Annotated in this window: 18 protein-coding genes; 5 read left to right on the top strand and 13 right to left on the bottom strand. The window is 56.8% G+C overall.

The annotated features are described in order from the left end of the window. Positions 1–115 precede the first annotated feature (115 nt). The gene (locus GPK39_RS03125; RefSeq protein WP_215673730.1) at positions 116–3547 is read left to right on the top strand and encodes a SpaA isopeptide-forming pilin-related protein; all 3432 of its coding nucleotides are present in this window, start codon (positions 116–118) and stop codon (positions 3545–3547) included. 66 nt (positions 3548–3613) lie between these two features. On the opposite strand, the gene GPK39_RS03120 is transcribed toward GPK39_RS03125, so the two are convergent. Together GPK39_RS03120 and GPK39_RS03115 are read right to left on the bottom strand one after the other, a co-directional pair. Further along, positions 3614–3832 (bottom strand): hypothetical protein, encoded by a 219-nt coding sequence (locus GPK39_RS03120; protein ID WP_215673729.1) that lies wholly within the window; start codon positions 3830–3832, stop codon positions 3614–3616. A 21-nt stretch (positions 3833–3853) separates the two neighbouring features. Then, on the bottom strand, positions 3854–7045 hold the full coding sequence (locus tag GPK39_RS03115; RefSeq protein ID WP_215673728.1) for a hypothetical protein: 3192 nt from the start codon (positions 7043–7045) through the stop codon (positions 3854–3856). A 198-nt stretch (positions 7046–7243) separates the two neighbouring features. On the opposite strand from GPK39_RS03115, the gene GPK39_RS03110 reads away from it, so the two are divergent. Both GPK39_RS03110 and GPK39_RS03105 read left to right on the top strand, forming a co-directional pair. Then, entirely contained in the window at positions 7244–8266 is a 1023-nt protein-coding gene (locus GPK39_RS03110) for a helix-turn-helix transcriptional regulator (RefSeq protein ID WP_215673727.1), read from the top strand. Further along, a complete protein-coding gene (locus GPK39_RS03105; RefSeq protein ID WP_215673726.1) occupies positions 8253–9170 on the top strand; it encodes a helix-turn-helix transcriptional regulator in 918 nt (305 codons plus the stop codon). The genes GPK39_RS03110 and GPK39_RS03105 overlap by 14 nt, the downstream gene beginning before the upstream one ends. Here the strand turns inward: GPK39_RS03105 and GPK39_RS03100 are convergent. Together GPK39_RS03100 and GPK39_RS03095 are read right to left on the bottom strand one after the other, a co-directional pair. Beyond that, positions 9167–12061 carry a helicase C-terminal domain-containing protein gene (locus tag GPK39_RS03100; RefSeq protein ID WP_215673725.1) on the bottom strand — a complete coding sequence of 965 codons (2895 nt, stop codon included), beginning with the start codon at positions 12059–12061 and terminating at the stop codon, positions 9167–9169. The genes GPK39_RS03105 and GPK39_RS03100 overlap by 4 nt on opposite strands. Next, a complete protein-coding gene (locus GPK39_RS03095; protein ID WP_215673724.1) occupies positions 12055–13020 on the bottom strand; it encodes a D-alanine--D-alanine ligase family protein in 966 nt (321 codons plus the stop codon). The genes GPK39_RS03100 and GPK39_RS03095 overlap by 7 nt, the downstream gene beginning before the upstream one ends. 85 nt (positions 13021–13105) lie before the next feature. On the opposite strand from GPK39_RS03095, the gene rlmN reads away from it, so the two are divergent. Next, positions 13106–14158, top strand: coding sequence for a dual-specificity RNA methyltransferase RlmN (rlmN, locus tag GPK39_RS03090; protein WP_215673723.1), 1053 nt, complete (start codon positions 13106–13108; stop codon positions 14156–14158). A gap of 198 nt (positions 14159–14356) precedes the next feature. On the opposite strand, the gene GPK39_RS03085 is transcribed toward rlmN, so the two are convergent. The 9 genes from GPK39_RS03085 to rpmH form a co-directional block, all read right to left on the bottom strand. Then, the gene (locus GPK39_RS03085) at positions 14357–14611 is read right to left on the bottom strand and encodes a hypothetical protein (RefSeq protein WP_149926478.1); all 255 of its coding nucleotides are present in this window, start codon (positions 14609–14611) and stop codon (positions 14357–14359) included. After that, positions 14601–15506: a ParB/RepB/Spo0J family partition protein gene (locus GPK39_RS03080; protein WP_215673722.1), complete on the bottom strand. Its 906-nt coding sequence runs from the start codon at positions 15504–15506 to the stop codon at positions 14601–14603. Before GPK39_RS03080 ends, GPK39_RS03085 begins: the two co-directional genes overlap by 11 nt. Further along, positions 15499–16299: a ParA family protein gene (locus GPK39_RS03075; RefSeq protein WP_215673721.1), complete on the bottom strand. Its 801-nt coding sequence runs from the start codon at positions 16297–16299 to the stop codon at positions 15499–15501. Before GPK39_RS03075 ends, GPK39_RS03080 begins: the two co-directional genes overlap by 8 nt. A gap of 134 nt (positions 16300–16433) precedes the next feature. Next, positions 16434–17171: a 16S rRNA (guanine(527)-N(7))-methyltransferase RsmG gene (rsmG, locus tag GPK39_RS03070; RefSeq protein WP_252204612.1), complete on the bottom strand. Its 738-nt coding sequence runs from the start codon at positions 17169–17171 to the stop codon at positions 16434–16436. Positions 17172–17267: 96 nt separating this feature from the next. Continuing rightward, complete coding sequence (locus GPK39_RS03065) at positions 17268–17837, bottom strand: Jag family protein (protein ID WP_022093802.1); 570 nt, start codon at positions 17835–17837, stop codon at positions 17268–17270. A gap of 44 nt (positions 17838–17881) precedes the next feature. Beyond that, positions 17882–18652 (bottom strand): YidC/Oxa1 family membrane protein insertase, encoded by a 771-nt coding sequence (locus tag GPK39_RS03060; protein ID WP_006236192.1) that lies wholly within the window; start codon positions 18650–18652, stop codon positions 17882–17884. A gap of 29 nt (positions 18653–18681) precedes the next feature. Further along, a complete protein-coding gene (yidD, locus tag GPK39_RS03055; RefSeq protein ID WP_215673719.1) occupies positions 18682–18906 on the bottom strand; it encodes a membrane protein insertion efficiency factor YidD in 225 nt (74 codons plus the stop codon). Then, a complete protein-coding gene (gene rnpA / locus GPK39_RS03050; protein ID WP_006236191.1) occupies positions 18903–19241 on the bottom strand; it encodes a ribonuclease P protein component in 339 nt (112 codons plus the stop codon). Before rnpA ends, yidD begins: the two co-directional genes overlap by 4 nt. A gap of 20 nt (positions 19242–19261) precedes the next feature. Further along, positions 19262–19396 carry a 50S ribosomal protein L34 gene (gene rpmH / locus GPK39_RS03045; RefSeq protein ID WP_019127408.1) on the bottom strand — a complete coding sequence of 45 codons (135 nt, stop codon included), beginning with the start codon at positions 19394–19396 and terminating at the stop codon, positions 19262–19264. 345 nt (positions 19397–19741) lie between these two features. Between rpmH and GPK39_RS03040 the strand changes: the two genes are divergently transcribed. Then, entirely contained in the window at positions 19742–21094 is a 1353-nt protein-coding gene (locus GPK39_RS03040; RefSeq protein WP_215673718.1) for an ATP-binding protein, read from the top strand. The last annotated feature ends 8 nt before the right edge of the window (positions 21095–21102 follow it).

The following is a 21102-nucleotide window of genomic DNA, read 5'->3' as shown; positions in this document are numbered from 1 at the left end:
GGAATTGGGCAAGCTTTTGGTCAGGCTCCGGTACTTACCCGCATGAACCTCGGGGGTAGCCTCATCCTACGCGTCGCAGCCTCCCCATGCGGCGCACGAGGGATAAGGAGCAGCCATGTCCAACGCACCCACGCACTCTGTCCACAGCGCAATCGCAACAGGTCCGCTGCTCCTGCTCCTCTTCCTGCTTTTCGGCTGCCTGGCACCGAGAGCCGCATTTGCCGTCGATGGCTACGACCAACTCGGCTTCCGCACTATTAGCGATGATTGTGGGCCCTTCTTCATCGGCAAGTATGAAGCTCAAGACGCCTCGATTGCCTACTGCATGAACCAGGAGCGCCCCGGCCCCACCAAGCCGGGCGGCCCATGGCTCAACTTTGATCAAGGCTGGGTGTGGCTCGACGACGAGTTCGCGGCAATCGTTTGTCACGGATATCCTACCGCCACGTCGTTTGGCGGTTACCATCTTTCACCCGATCGCGCCCGCGCCGCAACCCAGCTTGCCGTATGGATGCTCAACGGCACTACCCATGTCGACGGTACCTATTCCTACACGACCGCTCAGGGCAAAACCAAGAGCGGGCACTTTACCGCCGACAATGAAGTCGTGGCGGCTGCGCGGTGGCTCCACGACAACGCAAAATCAGGAAGCATCAAAGCCGCTCCGCACCGCGCGCGGCGCTATCTAGGAGCCGTATCGGGCGGCAGCAAACGTCAAGACATGCTCTATGTACTGCCGGCAGTCTCTGTTTCCTTCAAAAAACAGTCTGCAAACGCCGCCATTACCAGCGGAAACAATACTTATCAGTTTGACGGGGCAACATTCGATATTTTTGAGAGCGCCAGCGGCGCGCATGTCGGCACCGTCCAGATGGACAGCAACGGTCGAGCGCAAGCAACACTTCTGCCCAACACGGCATACTACCTAGTTGAAACGAAGGCGCCGGCCGGCTATGTCCCCCGCCACGATCGTATTGCCTTTACCACGGGGAATGACGGCGGGCGGGTCGCCATTGATGAACAGCCCGGCACCATCAACCTGCGTATCGTAAAACTCGATGCCGCGACGAATGCCGGCCACCAGGTGGGAGCTTCGCTCGCAGGAGCAGAGTTCACGTGTGTGTCGCAATCAACCCCTGGATGGGCACAAATCCTCACGACCGACGAAAGCGGTCGGGCCACCCTCGCCGATGTCCCCTTAGGAACCTTTACCATCTACGAATCAAAAGCCCCCGAGGGCTACCTGCCATCCAACGACAGCTGGACCTATACCGTTGGAGCCGACCAGCTCGGCGATTCAGGCGTGGTCGAGATCGAATCTCGCGTTTCCGATATCCCCATTGCGTTTAACCTTGAGATTTCCAAATTCAAGGATTACGGCAATAGCGACCAATCCGGCCTGGAGCAGCCGGCGGGTGGTGTTGTCTTTGAGGTTGTCAGCAACAGCTCTCAGCAGGTTGTTGGCACACTGACCACAAACATCTATGGCTTTGCCTCCACCGAAGATCAGCCCGAAGCATGGTTCGGCACAGGCAAGCGACCCGCCGGTGTCCACGGAGCCGTCCCATACGACCGTGCCGGCTACACGGTTCGTGAGGTTCCGGAAACCGTCCCCGAGGGTTTTAAACGTGCAGGGGAATGGACCGTCGGGGCAAATCAGATTTCCGACGGCGCCGAGCTTCAATATATCGTGGACAACCACGCTCTGTCGACGCATCTCCAGATTGTAAAACGCGATGCCCAAACAGGCGCTTCTGTTCCCCTAGCCGGATTCACCTTCCAACTCCTCGACAGCAATCACGAACCTGTCTCACAAACTTGCTGGTATCCAGCACATAACGTAATGGACACCTTTACGACTGACGCGACCGGGACCGTCACACTGCCCGAATCGCTCGTGCCGGGCACCTATTATGTACGCGAAACCTCGGCCAAAGAGCCCTATCTTGTCGGCGAGGAGATCGAGGTAAACATACCCGCCGACATGAACCTAACGCCCGTTGCAATCGCCTCGTATTATGACCACGCCGCGACCGGAAACATCAGGATCGTTAAAACCGATGCCGTAGACGGCAGCAGCCTCGCGGGCGCCGTCTTTGAGATCCGTGCCTCGGGTGATATCGTGCGCCCCGACGGTAGCATTGCCGCGCTCGACGGTGAGACTGTCGCTACCGTCACGACGGATGAAACTGGAGAAGCACGCGCGGACGACCTCCCGCTGGGATCTGGCACCGCACGCTACGAGGTTGTCGAGACTCAAGCGCCGGCAGGCTTCTTACTCGATCGGACATCCCATATTGTCGACCTTACTTATGCCGACCAGAAAACACCCGTTGTAGAAGCACGGCTTAACGTATCCGACGATTACACCAAGGTTGATGTCTCCAAGGTCGATGCAAGCGGTGAGCAGGAAGTGGAAGGCGCACAGCTCACCTTATATGGTCCCGATAAAACCGAAATAGACTCCTGGACCTCATCCGACAAGCCGCACCGCGTCGAACATCTTGCACCCGGCACCTACTCGTTGCGCGAAATGATGTCTCCGCGGACCTATGACCTTGCCGAGGAGATAACGTTTGAAATAAAAGATACGGGAGAAGTCCAATCCGTCGCGATGAAGGATGCGCCCATCGAGATCAAGGGGCAGGTCGACAAGCGTCAGGAACTTGTCCAACCTATCGAAAAGGGCCTGTTGGCTAACGGCGATGGTAAAAACCGCGCCACGACGCAAACCAATAGTGATGGGCTTTTCTCCTATACCATCGATGCTCGAAACGATTCCGCTACTTGGGTTGATGAGTTTACGATTACCGATGATCTTGAGTGCGCCAAAGACGGCACGGCGAGATTCATCTCAATCGAAACCCCCGTCGCCATCGGCGACCTCAACGGTCTGTGCAACGTGTGGTATCGCACGACGCCGTTGGACTCGACAGACGTCGATGAGCCGGCGAACGCGACACTTGACGATGGACACGAAAATCCTTGGCTTGAGTCCGACGAAGTAAAAGAGAGCCTTGGTGAGGACTGCCGCCTCGTCGATTACGACGGCTGGCGCCTCTGGAAGGCGGATGTCTCGACCACGGAATCCACCACACTCGAGGCGGAAGAGCTCGACCTTGCATCCAATACCGTCGTAACAGGCATTCGAATTGAATACGGTGCGGTAGCCGCCGACTTTACGACTCGAAGCGATGCGGATTCTTGGACCCGCGATGATCTCAAAGATGAGCACGACGACCTTGACGATGCCAAAGCAATCCTTGGCACAGACGCTCGGGGCGCAGTCGTACACATGCAGGCAACGTCGGCTTATACGCCCCAAACCGCACTCACCAACAGCGCGCGCGTCGATCTTTGCCGCAACGGTGGCGGCGATAAACTTGAGTCACATGACGAGGACAGCGTCATTCAACGCTGTACCCTACCGCAGGACCTACCGGCAACAGGATCAGTTCCCATCGCCTCTTGCATCACCGCGCTCCTGACCTCGGGTGCCGCAGCCCTATGGTTCGCTCGCCTTAGGTCGATCCCAAAGAAGCGCTAGCGCGATGAAAAAGCGGGCGAGCCAGTCCCCTGGCTCGCCCGCTTTCAATCATTTAAATCGCCGCATCTACTCTGCAGACGAAGATCCACCATCAACGATTGCCTGCTCGGACTCAGGAATCCCATCGGCACCCGTACTCTGTTCTTGCTCCACCTCTTCGCTGATTGCGGAGGCGGGGGTCGAGCCCTTTGCACCCACGATGAAGGCAGCCCCAAATCCTAACGCAATGGCAATCAAGGTCAAAATCACGTAGACAGGCCAATGGCGCTTAATATACGAAAACACGTTGACTCCTTAGAGCTCCGTCTACGAACGGCGGATAACCTCGGTCACGACCTCGGATACCGTAGTAATGTTCGTCGGGTTGACATTGTGGGGCAGGTCGTCCTCGGTACGAGCGCAAGCCAGACGAGTGCCGTCCACGCCGGCGATGGTAAGGGCTCGGCGGCTCGCCTCGAGCGCAGCATAGGCATCGGTCTTGGCATAGGGCATCTCGAGCGCGCCACAATCGACATGGAACGACTTGCAGACCTTGCTGACCAGGTTCATGATGCGGCGATCGCCCTTGAGCAGTTGTTGTTCGCCCTCGACCGTCACCACCGAAAGCCTACCGGCGCCGACGGATTCAAGATTGATAAAGAATACGCCGCGGAGCTTATCGCGATGCGAAGCCAAGAAGGCCTTCATGCCAGCGCCATCACAATCCGAGGCGCCCGTTGCCACAAACCAGATATCGTGACCGAGCAGCTCATCATCGCCCATAGAGGCGACAGCCGAGAGCATATCTTCGGAAGAAGCGCCATCGGAAGACGTAGCGCCACCCTTCCAGCCATCGTTATCGTCCTCGAAGTTATCCCACGAACCGATACCGCGACCGGACTTCTTGGCATCGTAATCGTCTTCGACGCCCAGCCAGTCACTCATGCTGTCCTGCTCGTTTTTCTTTTTACGGCCGAACAGACCACCCAGGCCGCGCTTACGAGACTTGGGTGCCGCCGGGGCGGGAGCCGAAATGGTCTCGATCGGCTGTGCGCCCGACGCAACGGGCATAGGAGGCGCAACGGGTGCCGATGTGGGTTCGGGGCCCTGGGCAGTAGCAAAGGGATCGTTGACCTGTGCGGAGGGGTCGGGAAGGTCGAACAGCGACGTGCGAGACGCAACGTTTGCCTGCTTCATAGACGGCAGCGACGGATCGGGGACCGAAGCCAGCGGAGACGAGGAAGGTGCAGGCGACGGTGCCGACGCCGGATCGGGAACATTCATCTGCGGGCGCGGCGATGCCTGGGAGGAAATCTGGGCCATAAGGGAATCGACCGTTTCGTCCTGGGTGGGAGCGACATTGGCAACCGTGGCACCGGAACCACTCGGGGTCGGCATGGTGAAAATCTGCGTGGAATAAGGCCTCGACTCATCCGTCTCGGGAGTCTCGGAAACCGCAGGCACTTCCTCCTGCTCGACCTCGGTCGAATCATCTTGCTCGGCTGCCGCGTATTGCTCTTCGTCAGAGTTGGCCTCGACGGGCTCGTCCTCGGCGGCATCTTGGATTTCGGCAGCATCAACAGGCTCGTCATCGTCTGCCGCGTCGCCCTGCTCATCGGAAACAGGAAGGGGCTCGGCAATCGCGGTGCCCTGCTTTTCAAACGTTATCGTGGAATCGAACTGCGCGGCATCAAACGACATGGTGCTATCGACGTGCTGCTGAGCCTCGAAAGACGTCGTCGCTTCAACAACATCCGCGGACGCCGGTTGCTGGGACTCAAAGGACGTTGTAGCTTCGGCGGCTTCGACGGGCGCGGACTGCATAGCCTCGTTCTGCTCGAACTCTTGCGCCGCGAGCTCACGTGCCGCCTCGGCTGCCTGCTGCTGAGCGATAGCCTCCTGCTCGGCAGCCTCGCGTGCGGCAGCGCGCTTCTCCTCGAAATCGTCGACAAATTTCTTGCCCTTTGCAAACGCACCCTTAAAGAAGTTGGAAGCGCTGGCGCCAATCGACGAGAACGCGGATGCAATGTCGGTATGCGGCGTTGCCGCGGGAATCTCGGCCGAGAAATCAGTATCGCTCTCGTAAGACACGCGCCTCGGTTGTTCAACGTAATCGTCGTCAGACTCGTCCGCAACGTCTTGCGCCGGTGCGGCGGGAGCCAAAATGTCCAGTCCTGCCGCGGGATCGAACGCGGACACCGCCTCGGGATCGGCAACGGCAGCGGTAACCGCGGCAGACTCATCATCCGCAGCGACAACGGGCGCAGGCGCAGCCACGACGGGGGCAGGCTCGGGCTCAACCGTTGGCTCCTCGCCCTCCTCGTAATCGAGCGTGCAGGACTCGGGAAGCATTCCGAGCGCACGGATGGCATCCGAACCAAAGCGGATGTTGCCGGCGGCGTTGCGATAGAGCTTGGGCTCGGGCTCGGCAGACTCCTCCGCCGGCTCGGCAGCGGGAACCTCGTCATTGAACTCTTCGGCTTGGGCAGCCTGATTCTGATCCTCAGGCACGATAGCGCCGATCAGCGTCTCGTCGGCAGACGCACCCTCAAAGCCCTCGATTTGCTCGTCGAAAGCCTCACCCTGTTCGGGCTCGGTCTGAGCGTCGGGAGCAATCGGCTGACCGAATTCGTCCTCGGCGTAGGTAGGCTCTTCATACTCGATGGTGTTGCCGTAGTCGTTTTGCTGCTGGGCCGCGGCATATTCCGCCGCTGCGCGCGCCATTTCCTCGGCACGACGCTTCTGCTCCCCAAAATAGGTATCGAACGGAACATCGTCGGGAAACTCGTTTTCGCCCTGGAAGGGAGCAACGTTGTCCATAACGCCGAGCATAGCGGCGACAGAAGACTTGTTGCACACCGCGCCAGACGTATAGGGAAGAATGTGGCGGTTAGAGATGATGTTTACCGCGTTGGCGAGTGCAACGAGGGAAGCGAGGATCGCGACAATCCACAGCAGAACCTTGAGCGCGCCGGGGAGCGGCAGAATACGCAGGATGGCGACAACCGCGGGCGCGATCGTGGCGACAGGCAGGAGCTTGGCGATGAGCGCACGATACGGAGCGTAGGGCTCGCGAGCAAGGAGCTCGGCACGGGGGGAATCATAGTGGGCCACCACGACGACCGGGCGGTTGCGAGGAGACGCAAGCGGGCCCGAGGCCTTGTGATAGGCGATGACATTTTGGCTCACACCGGTCTTTCCCAGGCGCGAAACCACGGGATGCCCTGTGCGCTCGAGTACGTAGAGCACGGCACCGACAATGGCCAGCAAGGTGCCGACCAAGCCGATACCGCCGCCGATGCCCATCAGCAGGGCGCCGGCAAACGCAAGAATACCGGTAACGGCAAATGCCAACCTACTGGGCGCCGGGGCATTGAACTCCTGAACCTCGGGGTCAAAGCCGTGGTTGCGGAAGATCTGAGCGATATCTTCGGCAGCCAAGCGCTCTTCTTCGCTGCATGCCGGCGTAATGCCGGTGTTCTGCAGCAGGTGGTTAATATAGTTCTGGGTGTTCGCCATGTGCGCTCCACATCCATAATCCGACAAATAGGCCCAATGCATGCACATTAGAACCGTATATAGTCGAAAGTATACCCCGAGCGAGCGCAAACGACCGAATTCGGGCCATCTTAACGCCCCGAGCGGACAAGGATATAGCCTAATCTCCATATCGGACTAAAATCATGGCAGCAAACCACCTTCTCATGCGAGGACTCTATGACGGCAAGCGACACGACCGAGACAATTAAAAAGGGAAATTCGGAGCCCAGTTTCGATAAAACGGCTCAGCGCATCCTCAATCTTTTCTTTGTGCTCAATAGCTCCCCCGAACCGCTGACGACCGAGCAGATCGTCTTGGATTCTGACCTGGGATATGACTCGGGCAATATCGACTCGGATAAGCGCAAGTTTCGACGCGATCGTGACAAACTGCTCGAACGCGGCATCTTAATCAAGGAGGTTCGCCCCACCGGCGCGCAGGAGACCGAGGAAAGCTCGTGGACAATCGACCGCGAGCACACGTTTGCGGCAGGCGGCCTCATTACCGCAGACGATGCCGATATCCTGCTCAACGCCATCGACCAGACACTAGCGGCCGGCTCATCCACTTTTGCCGCACCGCTTGCCGATATTCGCTCCAAGATTGCCTATCTCACCGGTAGGACGGCGGTGGACGAAGTACCGATCCGCCGCTCTCCCACCGTCGATGCGGTATGGAGCGCCTTTGCCGAGCGATGCGCGCTGCGATTTTTATATCAGAACGGACGCGGCGAGCAGAAAGAGCGCACCGTCTGCGTCTACGGCATGTTCGAGCGCGAGGGCGTGGCGTACTTCTGCGGTCTCGACAATGCCACCGACGACATCAGGACATTCCGCTGCGACCGTATCGTTCGCGCTTGGCGTCCTTCGAAGGCCTACGTCATCCCCGCGAACTTCAATCTCAACGACTATCTGTTCTTTGAATTCGATTTTGCCGACCGACCGCCCGTTGCAGCTACGTTCTCGTTCGCCCCTCAGACGCAGATCGATATGATCAACGGCCTCACGCGCGGGCGAGGTGAGCTCGTACACACCGATGTGGGATGGACCTGGACCGTCGACGTGCGCGATCTTGAAGCCGCCGCCTCATTTTGCATGGCCCACGCCATGGACGGCATGAGGCCCGTGGCCCCCAAATCGCTCAAACAGGCGTGGAACCACCTCATTGAAAGGACGGTGCACGAGCATGCCCGTGCGTAAACTCACCAGCGAGCAGAGGCTCTCGCGCGCCATCGACATCATGGAGGCCCTCTACGCCGCCGGCGAGAGCGGCATGACTCGAACCGAGATTTGCAGTCGCTTTGACATCACGGGGGTGTCGCTCGACGAGATTCTCGAGATCGTCTCGACGCTCGCGGACCGAGAATCGGGCGCGCGCATCATCTGCGAATGCCGCGGCGAGCGTGTGGTCCTCACCGGTGACGCCGGGCGTGTGCTACCGTTGCGCCTGAGTGCCGCCGAGGGCGCTGTGCTCAACCACGAACTTGAATCGTTGGGGATCGAGCCGCAGACGGCAGCTCGGATTCGACATGCCCTTCTACCCGAAGAGCTTGGCTATAACCAGCGCGTCTTTGACACCGTCAACCACGGATCGCACTGGCAGCAGCTGAGCTGCGCCATTCAGGACGGCGTTCGCTGCCGCATCTCGTATCGCTCGATGGACGATGCACGGCCACGCAAGCGTCTGGTCGACCCCTTGCGCATTACGGCAAACGGCGACCAAACATACCTGATTGCCTGGGACATCGCAGTCGATGAGCAGCGCACCTATCGCATGGATAAAATCGAGGGACTCGCCTTGACGGAAGACTCCGTCGTGCCTCACGCACCGGACGTCGCATCCCTCCACGATTCCCTTGCCCGGACGCAGCGTAGTGCAAAGCTCTTGATGCCATTCGATATGGCGGAGCATCTGGACTGGGCCGGCATCACCCTAATCGAGCACAGCGGAGCAGACATGGCAACGGTAACCGTGCATTACGGCTCCGAGCGTTGGCTACTGAGCCAGATAATCGCAGCGGGCGGAGCCATCCGCATCTTGGATGACCCCGCCCTGTCAAAGCGTCTGTGCGATATGGCAAAAACCCTCGTCTGTCCGCTTTAGCGCCGCCGCTCGTGGCGTGCACGCCACAGTTGCAGATAGTGCCCAATCTGCGCCGATTCGATGCGCTGGTAGGAGCTCGTGGGCAGCGACGTTAAGAACTTCTTTCCGTAGCCCTTCGTCACCAGGCGCGGGTCGGCCAGAATCAGCACGCCGCAATCGGTCGACGAGCGGATAAGGCGGCCGGCCGCCTGCTTGACCTCGAGCACCGCCTCGGGCAGCGAATAGCGCGCCCAAGCGCGGTCTTCACGCAGGTTGCGCTCGCACGAGAGCGGGTCCGTGGGGCTCGAGAACGGCAGCTTGGGAATGATGACGCAGCGCAGCGTCTCGCCGCTGGCGTCGAATCCCTCCCAGAAGGCCTTAAGCGCAAAAAGCGATGAAGTCGGCTCGCTGATAAACCGGTCGCGCAGGCGACGAGGAGATGAGTTGCGCTGCTGGCAGTTGAGTTCCAGACCCGCACGGGCCATCTTGGGCTCAACGCGGGCGTACAGGTCTTCCATGTCGCGCCGATTGGTGAACAGTGTGAGCACCGATCCGCCCATGGCAAGATGGGCGTCGACCAGCACGCGCTCGAGCGCCGTAAGATAGCTCTCGCGATCGCGCGGATCGGGGATATCGCCCGCAACGACTACAGCCATGTTCGAATCGAAGTCGTAGCTCGAGTCCAAGTGCAGCGATGAGGATGTTGAAGCACCGATGCGATCGAGGCCGACCGCATGGTTAAAGTGTTCAAAGCTTTTGGACACCGTCATAGTCGCCGAGGCAAAGATAGCCGTGTGAACCTCGGGCAGCCACTCGGTTGCCAAGGCCTCGCCAATGTCGATGCGCTCTGCGGTCATCGACTCTCCGCCGGCACGCAGCCTGCGATTGACCTGCAGCGAATACACGTAGTGTTCATCGGTGCCATCAATGATGAGTTTGAGGTTCTCGACCAACTCGTGCAGGCGACGCGAGATATCACCCAGGTCAACAACAACCTCGGGCTTGTCGGCGGCGACGGCTTGCACCAGCGCGTCGACGCTCTTGTCAGCCTGTTCCAATGCGTCGATGCCAGTGTAGGCCGACTGTAAGAAATCATGCCAGTCGTCAGATTCGCGCAGCTCGGGGCCAATCCATAGATTGGCATTGTCATAACCCCCACGCGCACGGCGGCCGAGCTCGCGAACGCCATCGAACACGTCGGCGATTGCCATGCTCGCGCGCGCAACCGTCGACGTCGCCTTGGCAGTAAGGCCCAGATAGAGCGTAGAGCCCTCGGAGGTTGCCAAATCACGGGAAACCTGGCTTAGCGCGCCGGTGCTCGAGCCACCCAGGCGCTCAAACAGAACGCGTGATTCGTCCGCCGACACCACGCGCGCCCACTGGCGGCGCGCCTCGCGCTCGATGGAATGGGCCTCGTCGATTACCCAATGACGAATCGGAGGTAAAATCCTACCCTCGGCCGCGACATTGCGGAACAGCAGGGAATGGTTGGTGACCACCACATCGGCATGCGCCGCACGACGGCGAGCGCCGTGGACCAAACATTTATCAGGGAAAAACGGGCAGAGGCGACGAGCACACTCGCGCGAGGCCGTCGTAAAGTCGGGACGGTTGACGCTGCGCCACCGAATGCCGAGCGAGTCGAGGTCGCCATCGGCTGATTGGCAGACGTACGCCATAATGACCGCGACCGCCGTGAGCGTGTCCGCCGGATCGCGCTTGGTGGTAATCTCGACCTGGCCTCGGCTCATGCGCTCAAGCTTGCGCAGGCACGGATAGTGGTCATAGCCCTTGAGAGCGCAAAATGACAGACCACCGTCCAGTTGCTCGGCAAGTTTTGGCAGCTCATGGTACATGAGCTGGTCGGCAAGATTGTTCGATTTGGTCGCAATACCAACCGTGATGTTGTTACGGCGTGCTGCCTCGGCAAAAGGCACCAGATAGGCCATCGATTTGCCGACGCCCGTGCCCGCCTCAATTACGCGATGTGTGCCCGTGACCAGCGCATCGCGGACCTCGAGCGCCATCGCGATCTGCTCATCACGCGGCTCGTAGGTGGGATACATGCGATTGACCAGGCCACCTGGCGCATAGTCTGCCTCAATCTCCTCACGACTCGGCATCTTGAGTACCGGCAGTTCGTCGGCGTCCACCCGATCGTCGGCGCGATCGGCCTTGAGAACGTCAGCACGAGCGGCGCTGAGAGAGAAGATAGAACCAGGGTTCTGCCCCGCCAAGAATGAGAAGATAGGACGATAGGACCAAGGCACATCCGGATGCATGTCGGCTAGGCGCGCCATGAGGCCCTGAGGCAAGTCGGTGAGCGCCACGAGCAACACGCGCCATACGCCACACAGGGCGTCGACGTCGGCATTGGCACGGTGTGATACCGAGTCACAGCCAAACAGATCGGCCATAAAAGACAACTTGTGCGAGGCCAGGCGAGGAAGCGCGATGCGCGACAGCGCCAGCGAATCGATCCAAATATCGCTCACGTTGACGCCGCCTTTGACCGACTCGATAAACGAGCGGTCGAACGTGGCGTTATGTGCGATCACCGGGCAACCACCGACAAAATCGGCGAGAGCGGCGACGGCCTCAACAGCCGACGGGGCATCTGCCACATCGGCATTTGTAATGCTCGTGAGCTCGGTAATCTCGGCGGGAATCAGCTGCTTGGGATGCACGAAGGTATCGAAGCGGTCGACGACCTCGCGACCCGAAAGGCGGGCCGCCGAGATCTCGATCAGCTCGTTGTCCTGCACCGAAAGACCCGTTGTCTCGGTATCGAGGACGATCACATCTTCCTCAATAAGGCCGAAGGACTGTGTTTTGGCGCGCTCGGCAAGCGTGGCATAGGAGTCGATGACAAACTGCGGCGTTCCTGACAAAACCGCGTCCTCGATTAGCATGCAATGCCCGCTCGACGAAGGCCCATACGGATCAGGCTGTCACAGACCTGCGGGAACGTCATGTCGTCGGTGTGGCGAATCTCATCCGGATACAGCGACGTATCGGTCATGCCGGGAATGGTATTGGTCTCGAGGATGACGGGGCCGTCCTCGCTCACGATAAAATCGCTGCGCGAGATGCCCAGGCAACCGAGGGCCTTGTGAGCAGCACAGGCAAGCTCCTGAGCGCGAGCGTAATTCTCGGGTGAAATCTGCGCCGGAATACGATGGATGTCCGTAGGGTCGACATACTTCACGTCCAGATCGTAGAACTCGCAGTCCTCGGGCTTACGAATCTCGACAATCGGCAGAGCGCGCACGTCATCTTCGCCGTATACGCCGACGGTGATCTCGGTACCCTCGATGCACTTCTCGACCAGTACTTTGTCGCCGTACTCAAACGCCTTGGCGATTGCCGCGGGCAGCTCGGAGGGCTCATGGACCAGGGAAATGCCATAGCTGGAACCGTTGACGGCCGGCTTCACAAAGCAGCGCTCGCCACAAACCTCGACGATACGATCGATATCGACTTCATCGCCCACCTCGAGCGCAAGGCCGGGGGCAATGGGAATGCCCGCCTTGGCGTACAGGAGCTTAGAGACCTCCTTGTCGGCACCGCAGGCGCTGGCAAGCACGCCCGAAGCCGTGTAGGGGATACCCAGGGTCTCCATGGCGCCTTGCATGGCGCCATCCTCGCCGCCGGCACCGTGCATGGCGATAAACGCCACGTCAAAGCCGCCGGTTGCCATGGTTACCATAAAGTCATCAGCAGCCGTGTCGAGCAGCTCCACCGAAGTGTAGCCGGCCTCCTTCAAGGCAACCACGACGTTCTTTCCCGAATTGAGCGAGATCTCGCGCTCAGCGGAATGACCGCCCGCCAAGACCGCTACGTGCATGTTCTCTAGGCTTTTACCCGGCATGGGCAGACTCCTCCTCTATAATTTCTGCAGCTGATACCATATTGTAGCGATACCCTCTACGTTTCCCCAAAATCGAAAGGCTTCCATGAATCCCAGGACTAAATCTCAGGACATTCGCGACTTGAGCCAAAACGATATTCGCGAGCTCGTGGCCGAACTTGGCCAGCCAGCCTTCCGCTCGAAGCAGCTCATCGAATGGGTCTTTGAGAAGAACGTTTGTTCGTTTGACGATATGACAAACCTTCCTAAGGCTTTCCGCGAGCAGCTTAAAGAGGCTTTTGCCTTTGACACGCCGACTGAACTAACCAAGCAGGTTTCCAAAGATGGCTCTCGCAAGTATTTGCTCGAGTACCACGACGGCGTTTCCGTCGAGACTGTCGGCATGCCCCGTCGTAACAAGCTTTCCGTCTGCGTTTCCACCCAAGCTGGCTGTGGCATGGGCTGCGCCTTTTGCGCTACCGGTCTCAACGGCCTCAAGCGCTCTCTGACCGCTCAAGAGATCGTCGACCAGGTACTTCATGTATCCAACGACTTTGGCGAGCGCGCCACGAGCGTTGTCTTCATGGGCCAGGGCGAGCCGTTTGCCAACTACGACGAGGTTCTCAAGGCGCTGCGAATCCTCAACGACCCCGATGGCATCGGTATCGGCGCTCGTCACCTCACCGTCTCTACCAGTGGCGTTATTCCCGGTATTCGCAAATTTGCCGACATCCCCGAGCAGTTCACGTTTGCTGTTTCACTGCATTCCGCCATCCAGTCGACGCGCAATAAGCTCATGCCCGGTGTTAAGAAGTACACGCTGCTTCGCCTTCACGAAGCGCTTCAGCTCTACACCGAGAAGACCGGCCGCCGCCCAACCTATGAGTATGCCATGATCGAAGGCGTCAACGATACGAATCCGGAAATGCAGGCGCTCTGCGACTTCTGCGAGGGAACGCTGTGCCACGTTAACCTCATTCAGCTTAACGACATCGAGGGTAGCCCGCTCAAGCCGTCGCCGATTCATAAGGTTGAGGATCTTCAGCGTCGCCTTGAGTCCCGTGGCATCGAGACAACGATTCGTAACTCCCGTGGTAACGATATTGACGCCGCTTGCGGACAGCTGAAGCAGCGCTTCAAAGTTCAGAAGAACGCATAGGGGAGTCGCACCCCAAAACGTTTCATGTGAAACATCGAACGACCCCGGTTGCAGGATATGCAACCGGGGTCGTTTCATTTATTGACCTTAATTTTGAATCAGCTGCTACTGGTCCCATTTTTACGGCCAAAATAAGGGGTCCTTGTCTCGTGAATCAGACAAGGACCCATCACAATATGCTAAGTAATTGTTAGGTACCTAATAGCCTACATTTTCCCATTGGTTGCTGACCCAACCCTGATTAATCTTGGGATTCTTCGTTACCTGAGCTGTACGCATGGCAACATCTTCTGTCATAACATCCATTTTCTTCTTGGATGTATCGACAATATCTTGCGCACTACGAAGCAAACGACCTCGAAGTTCATCGTCTGTCGCGATCTTATAGCCAGCAAAGGCACCAGCCGCGACAGTCGTCGCCAATGCAATCGCAGTTAAAATTCTATTCCTCATCTTGGCCTCCTTGATCAAACTGAATCATTTCGCCAAGAATACGAGAGAGCTCTTCCTCGTCTTTAAACTCAATCTCAATCTTATTCTTTCCACGCGAGCTCTTCACACGCACGTTGGTATTAAAAACCTGACGAAGCACGCGGGCTGCCTTTTTAAAAGACTGAGGGGTTGCAGGCCTCCGCGTCTTAGGTGTCTCTCCGGCAGAAAACAACGGAGCAAGATTTTCTGTCGCTCTTACGGAAAGGCCCTCTGCAACAACCTTCTCTGCAAGTCGAATTCGAGCATCCTCATAGGGAACTGCAAGAATCGCACGTGCATGACCAGCAGTAAGTTTACCCTCAAAAATCATCTGCTGAACTACTTCGGGGAGATCGAGAAGACGCAGCGAGTTTGTAATTGCAGAGCGTGACTTGCTTACTGCCTTCGACAATGCCTCCTGGGTCATACCGCTGGCATCGATGAGCTGTCGATAGCCCTTAGCCTCTTCGACGGGATTCAGATCTGAACGTTGAAGGTTTTCGATAAGAGCAAGAGCCAGCATCTCTTCATCATTTACCTCTTTAATGATGACTGGCAATTCTTCAAGGCCAGCAAGCTTTGACGCCTGGTAACGACGCTCACCAGCGATGATCTCATAGCCGTTTCCATGCTTGCGAACCAAAAGCGGCTGCAAAACGCCATGTTCTTGGATTGACTCGCTCAACTCGCGAAGTTCAGTTTCGTTAAAGTGAATTCGCGGCTGATTAGGGTTGGGAACGATATCCTCAATAGGTAGTTTTGTTTCAGATGCAGCATTTGAAGCCGATGCAGCCGAACCGCCGGTCTCATACTCGGCCTCTGAGACCAAAGCATTCAGTCCACGTCCCAATCCGCCACGTTTCTTTACACTAGGCACGCTTGATCACCTCTTTTGCAAGGTTCATATATGCTTTTGCACCCTTATTTTGAGGTGCATAGGTAATTACTGGTTCTCCAAAAGACGGAGCTTCGGAGATTTTAACCGTACGGGGGATTAGCGTCTTAAACGCCTTATCACCAAAGTACGATTGAACCTCCTCAACAACCTGATTCGATAGTGAAGTACGCGAGTCATACATGGTCATAAGCACACCATAGGTGTCTAAGCCCTTGTTCAGCCTTGATTTGACCATCTTCATTGACTCAAGCAGCTTCGTAACGCCCTCGAGTGCGTAATATTCGCACTGGATCGGAATCAAAACGCTGTCTGCTGCGGTCAAGGCGTTGATAGTAAGCAGGCCGAGCGAAGGAGGACAGTCAATCAAAATAAAATCGAACTCGTCCTGAATCGGCTCAAGCAAATCTTTGAGGCGGGTTTCACGTGCAATTGCGCTTACGAGCTCAATTTCGGCGCCTGCAAGCTGAATTGTAGCTGGAATTACGAATACCTTTTTGCAATTTGTATCAAGAACAAGTGATTCTGCCGGCACATCATTCAACAATGCATCATAGATGCAGTGATCAAGGTCTTCTTTTTCAATTCCGAATCCACTGGTGCTGTTTCCCTGCGGATCAAAATCGACAATCAGTGTCTTACGACCCTGCTCACCCAGTGCTGCTGCAAGGTTTACAGCCGTCGTTGACTTACCGACGCCGCCTTTTTGATTGATGATTGCAATGATACGCGTGTCTTTTGCGCTCTTTGAACGCTTAACGTCGCGAAATCCCACGGTCCCTCCTGGTGTGTATTAAAGCTGTCAAACGGAGGATGTTTCACGTGAAACATTCCGAATCGATATCAACCGCCATGTTTCACGTGAAACACTGCAAGTTGTTAGTATCCATTATGTTTCACGTGAAACATCTAGGCAAGCGGATTCTTCTTTGCCACGCCATTTGCACGAGGCAATGAAACGGATGCTGGATGACTCTTCTTAAGAACAATGAACTCCCTGTGACCCAAGCCTTCAGGCAAATCAATTGCGTCATTCAGAAGCAAAGTGAAGCCGCAAATCTTAGCTGCTGACATGCCGGAAGCAAGCTCCTCATCCGAAGGATTGCCCTTGGTTATAACAAATAGCCCTCCATCCTTCAGATACGGAGCCGCATACTCAACAAGAATCGGTAGAGGGGCCAGTGCGCGGGCGGTTACAACAGAGAACTGCTTCTTATGGCTCCGAGCATATTCTTCAAGACGATCATGAACCGCATGGGCATGTTTCAATCCAATAGCATGGACAAAGGAATTTACCGCATCAACCTTCTTGCCAACAGAGTCAATATAAGTAGCTTTACGATGCGTGGTTATGGTTAATGGAATACCAGGGAAGCCCGCACCTGTTCCCATATCGAGCAAAGCTCCCTCAGGAGCCTTGTTGATATAGGGGAGCAAAACAAGTGAGTCGAGGATATGAAGTACTGCAGCATCTTCTACGTTAAGAATACGGGTGAGATTGGTTGTCTTATTTGTTTCTAGAACCAAATCCAAATGCTGAATACATTTCCTCAGCTCAACATCAGTTACGCTCAAGGAATACTCTTTGCAATAGAAAGCTAGACGACTCAACATCTCGTCAGCCTGCTGATCAGTAAGTACTAACAACGAAAGCTCCTTTCTGACAAAAATCAGCGTATCGAGAACTTTTGACAAAAAAAGGGGACGTGGAAACCACGTCCCCTTAGCATAAACTCGAGTAGATTATCGAGCAACAATCACCACATGGCGATCAGGGTCAGAACCCTCAGAATGAGTATCGACGGCATCATTGCCACGAAGTGCAATGTGAACCAGTCGACGCTCGTAGGCATTCATGGGCGGAAGCGAAACACTCTTATGAGTGCGAATGGCACGCTCGGCAGCAGACTGAGCCATGGAGGCAACCTTGTCCTGACGGCGGCTCTTGTATCCCTCGACGTCCACTACAACCGGATACCTAAAGCCAAGTTTGCGGCTCACCAGCAAAGAGAACATAACCTGAAGGGCATCAAGGGTGCGACCATGACGGCCAATGAGAACAGCAAGGTCGGGAGCCGTTACATCCAAAATCAGCTCACCTTCGTCGCCCTCATACTCATCGATAGGAGAGTTGGCGGCATCGAAGTGCGAAAGGATGGAACGCAGGATGGAAATAGCAACATCGGCAATGGTGTCGAGCTCCTCATCGGTCAGCTCTTCACCAGCCTTGTAGCGCTGTGCAATCTCGGGATAATCGCCCGCGACCTGCGGGGCAACCTCCTCAAGCATATCCTCGATGATCTCTTCAGACATAACGTACTCCAAAAGTTAGGTACCTAAATAAGATTGATATCCCACTACTTCTTCTTGTGCGGGCGCGGCTTCTTCTCTCGACGAGTGACCTCAACCTGCAGCGGAGCGTTCTTAAGACGCTCCTCCTCATCGGCCTTCGCCTTGTCGATGACCTTCTGCGTCACAAAAATCTGCTGGATAACCTGCCAAGCAGACGAGACGTCGTAGTACAGCAGAACACCAACGGGAAGGCTCCAGCCCATCCAAAGCATCATGACCGTCATGACAACGGCCATCATACGCATGCTCTGAGCCTGCTGGCCGGTCTGGTTGCGCGACATATAGAGCTGCGGAATCAGGGTCAGGACGGCGAACAGGATCAGGCAAACCAGCGCAGGCAGTGCAACCATAAAGCCATCGGCAAAGGAAGCACTCGGCGTGGTGGTCAGGTCGGGCAGGATGTTGAAGAACGAGAACGTGCCGTCGTTAAAGTACTGCGGCAGGTTGCGCAGCAATGTAAACAGGGCGAACAGGATAGGCATCTGAATCAGCAGCGGCAGACAGCCAGCCATGGGGTTGAACTTGTTCTCGCTGTAGAACTTCTGCATCTCCTCGGCCTGACGCTGGGGATCGTCGGCATAGCGCTCCTGGATCTCGAGCATCTTGGGCTGCAGCACCTGCATGCGAGCCGTCGACTTGGTCGACTTGAGCATGAGCGGCGTCAGCAGCAGACGGATGATGACCACCAGGATGATGATGGACAGGCCCCAGTCGACCGCAAAGGTCTGGATGAGCTTGAGCAGCTCGAAAAGGATGTTAACGATCCAATCCCACATGTAAGTTTTCCTCCGATAGCGAGTGCCCGCTAGGGCACAGGGTCATAACCGCCGACGTGCAGGGGATTGCAACGAGCGATGCGCCTCACGGCAAGCCAGCAGCCTCTCAAAACACCGTGCTTCTCAATCGCCTGGATGGCGTATTGCGAGCACGTTGGGTAATAAATGCAGGCGTCAGGCAATATGGGCGAAATAACCTGTTGATATATGCGAATAGGAGCGATGGCAACACGTCGCAAAACGTGATTGCTCATCGCTCCTCCCCGGCAACGCCGGCGCGCTTCATAAGCGAACGCAACGCCTTGTCCATCTCCTGCGGCGAGGAAACCCTCGTCTTGGGAGTTGCAAACAAGATGATGTCATAACCCGCAACGGGAAATCCGCAGCTGCGGGCGGCCTCGCGCATCACACGCTTAGATCGGTTGCGCACGACGGCACAACCGAGTCGCTTAGCACCAACGAAGGCGACCCTTCCGGAGTCGCCTTCGCCAACCGATTCACATATGGTCATTCGAATCAGAGGGTGATTGAAACGACGCCCCTGACTGAACACATGCTCGAAATCTTGCCGAGACTTAATAGTCTTCATGCGAGATGTGTGTATCGCTGCTAGACAGTGAGACGCTTGCGGCCCTTGGCGCGACGACGGGCGAGCACGGCACGACCACCCTTAGTGGCCATACGGGCACGGAAGCCATGGGTCTTGGCACGCTTACGCTTATTAGGCTGATACGTACGCTTCATCTTAAGTTCCTCCTGCTGCATTTCGAGTGTCCGCGGGGACGCGGACGCAGATATAGACACGTGAGCTTGAAGATTGTAGGGAAATCAATGTTCAAATGTCAAGAAATCAAAGGTAAAAGGTTGCGCAGTTCACACGGTTCCCCCATAAGCACAACCGAAATTTGCGCCTCATGGCAACCTTTCACGATATTTCATCGAGTTTTCAACAGGTCATGTTGGCAATGTTGAGAACTTTTCGCCCGTTTTCCAAAGTTTTCAACAAGTTTTGAAAAGTTGTCGAAAGATGAGAAACGTTGCACGGTGAGCTACTATTTGTTCGAAACCTTTTGAAAGATTGCGAGCGGCATGTCTGACGACTTTTACACCATGGTCGATTCCGGAGACCCGGCACCCGACAACGAGCACATCACCGGCGTGCGCGAAGAGCGTGCGGAAGGCGAGCAGACGACCACGCAGGCGCCAAAAGCCATGTACGCCGCGCGCATCGCCGTCTATGACGACATGCTGTCGACACCGCGGGTGATCGTCATTGATCCGCAAGATGTCCGCACGTATTTGGAAGAGACGACCAACACCGTCTACCAGTGCATGAAAGAACAAGGTGGCCATATCTCGCTCATGGTCATCCGCGAGATTGTCGAAAACTTTATCCACGCACACTTTGCCGAGCCCATCATCTCGATTCTGGACGGCGGAGACACCATCCGCTTTGCTGACCAAGGACCCGGCATCGACGACAAGGAACGTGCTTTCGACTTTGGCGTTACCAGCGCAAACAGCAAGATGAAGCGCTATATCCGTGGAACCGGAGCAGGGTTTCCCATGGTGCAGGAGTATTTGGAAAACGCCGGCGGTGCCGTATCCATCGAGGACAACATGGGCAACGGCACCGTGGTTACGGTAAGTCTGAACCCTAAACGCGTGCAGGAAATCGAGCGTGCCGGCGGACGCGGCGCTGCCGTGCGGCCCGAGACGGAGCAGCCCACATATCCCCTGCCGGGAGCTTTTGCGCAGCAGCCCATGGCAGCGCAGCAGATGCAGCCCACCGTGGGACAGATGCAGCAGCCCGGAATGCCTCCTACACAAGAACCCCAGGCGGCATCTATGTCGATGCCGCCAAACATGCCAGAGGCCATGCCGCTGGCTGATCAGGATGCAGCAGCAATGCAGCAGGCGACGGGGGCGCCGGGTGGCCAGCAAATGGGCTATCAGCCGTACCAACAGGGATATCCATATCAGCAGATGCCGCCACTGGGGTATGGCCAGCAGTTCCCGCAGCAGTACCAGCAGGGATATCAGCAGCCGTACCAGCAGATGCCGCAGCAGCAGTACAACCCTTGGACCCAGCAGATGCCTCCACAGCCTTACCAACAGTGGCCTCAAAGTTTTCAACAGCAAATGCCGCCGATGCAGAGTTCTCAACAACCAGCAGCTCAAATGGTGTATCCTAATGCAGCAAATCAGTATGCGCAGCCACAACCGGACGTGTTCGTAAGCGATCGCGGCAACGCCGCGCTGGGCTATCTGGCGCAAAATCAAGCGTGCGGTGCAACCGATCTGGCGAGGACGTTTGGAAACTCGGCCCCCACTTGGTCACGCACACTCAATGACTTGGCGCAGGCCGGCTTGGTCATCAAGCATGGCCAGAAATACCATCTGACCGAACTCGGCGCCGCTCGCGTGCGAGCTCAGAGCTAAAGAACGGG

Source organism: Collinsella aerofaciens, from assembly GCF_018785245.1.
GTDB lineage: Bacteria > Actinomycetota > Coriobacteriia > Coriobacteriales > Coriobacteriaceae > Collinsella > Collinsella aerofaciens_AD.
This window is presented reverse-complemented; position numbering and strand designations above follow the sequence as displayed.

Bases quoted from the DNA above. Each gene is read 5' to 3' on its own strand.
- GPK39_RS03105 (WP_215673726.1), top strand. From the start codon at position 8,253: ATGCCCGTGCGTAAACTCACCAGCGAGCAGAGGCTCTCGCGCGCCATC.
- rnpA (WP_006236191.1), bottom strand. From the start codon at position 19,241: ATGAAGACTATTAAGTCTCGGCAAGATTTCGAGCATGTGTTCAGTCAG.
- GPK39_RS03115 (WP_215673728.1), bottom strand. From the start codon at position 7,045: ATGGCGAACACCCAGAACTATATTAACCACCTGCTGCAGAACACCGGC.
- GPK39_RS03085 (WP_149926478.1), bottom strand. From the start codon at position 14,611: ATGAGGAATAGAATTTTAACTGCGATTGCATTGGCGACGACTGTCGCG.
- GPK39_RS03110 (WP_215673727.1), top strand. From the start codon at position 7,244: ATGACGGCAAGCGACACGACCGAGACAATTAAAAAGGGAAATTCGGAG.
- GPK39_RS03100 (WP_215673725.1), bottom strand. From the start codon at position 12,061: ATGCTAATCGAGGACGCGGTTTTGTCAGGAACGCCGCAGTTTGTCATC.
- GPK39_RS03065 (WP_022093802.1), bottom strand. From the start codon at position 17,837: ATGTCTGAAGAGATCATCGAGGATATGCTTGAGGAGGTTGCCCCGCAG.
- yidD (WP_215673719.1), bottom strand. From the start codon at position 18,906: ATGAGCAATCACGTTTTGCGACGTGTTGCCATCGCTCCTATTCGCATA.
- rpmH (WP_019127408.1), bottom strand. From the start codon at position 19,396: ATGAAGCGTACGTATCAGCCTAATAAGCGTAAGCGTGCCAAGACCCAT.
- GPK39_RS03095 (WP_215673724.1), bottom strand. From the start codon at position 13,020: ATGCCGGGTAAAAGCCTAGAGAACATGCACGTAGCGGTCTTGGCGGGC.
- rlmN (WP_215673723.1), top strand. From the start codon at position 13,106: ATGAATCCCAGGACTAAATCTCAGGACATTCGCGACTTGAGCCAAAAC.
- GPK39_RS03040 (WP_215673718.1), top strand. From the start codon at position 19,742: ATGTCTGACGACTTTTACACCATGGTCGATTCCGGAGACCCGGCACCC.
- GPK39_RS03060 (WP_006236192.1), bottom strand. From the start codon at position 18,652: ATGTGGGATTGGATCGTTAACATCCTTTTCGAGCTGCTCAAGCTCATC.
- GPK39_RS03125 (WP_215673730.1), top strand. From the start codon at position 116: ATGTCCAACGCACCCACGCACTCTGTCCACAGCGCAATCGCAACAGGT.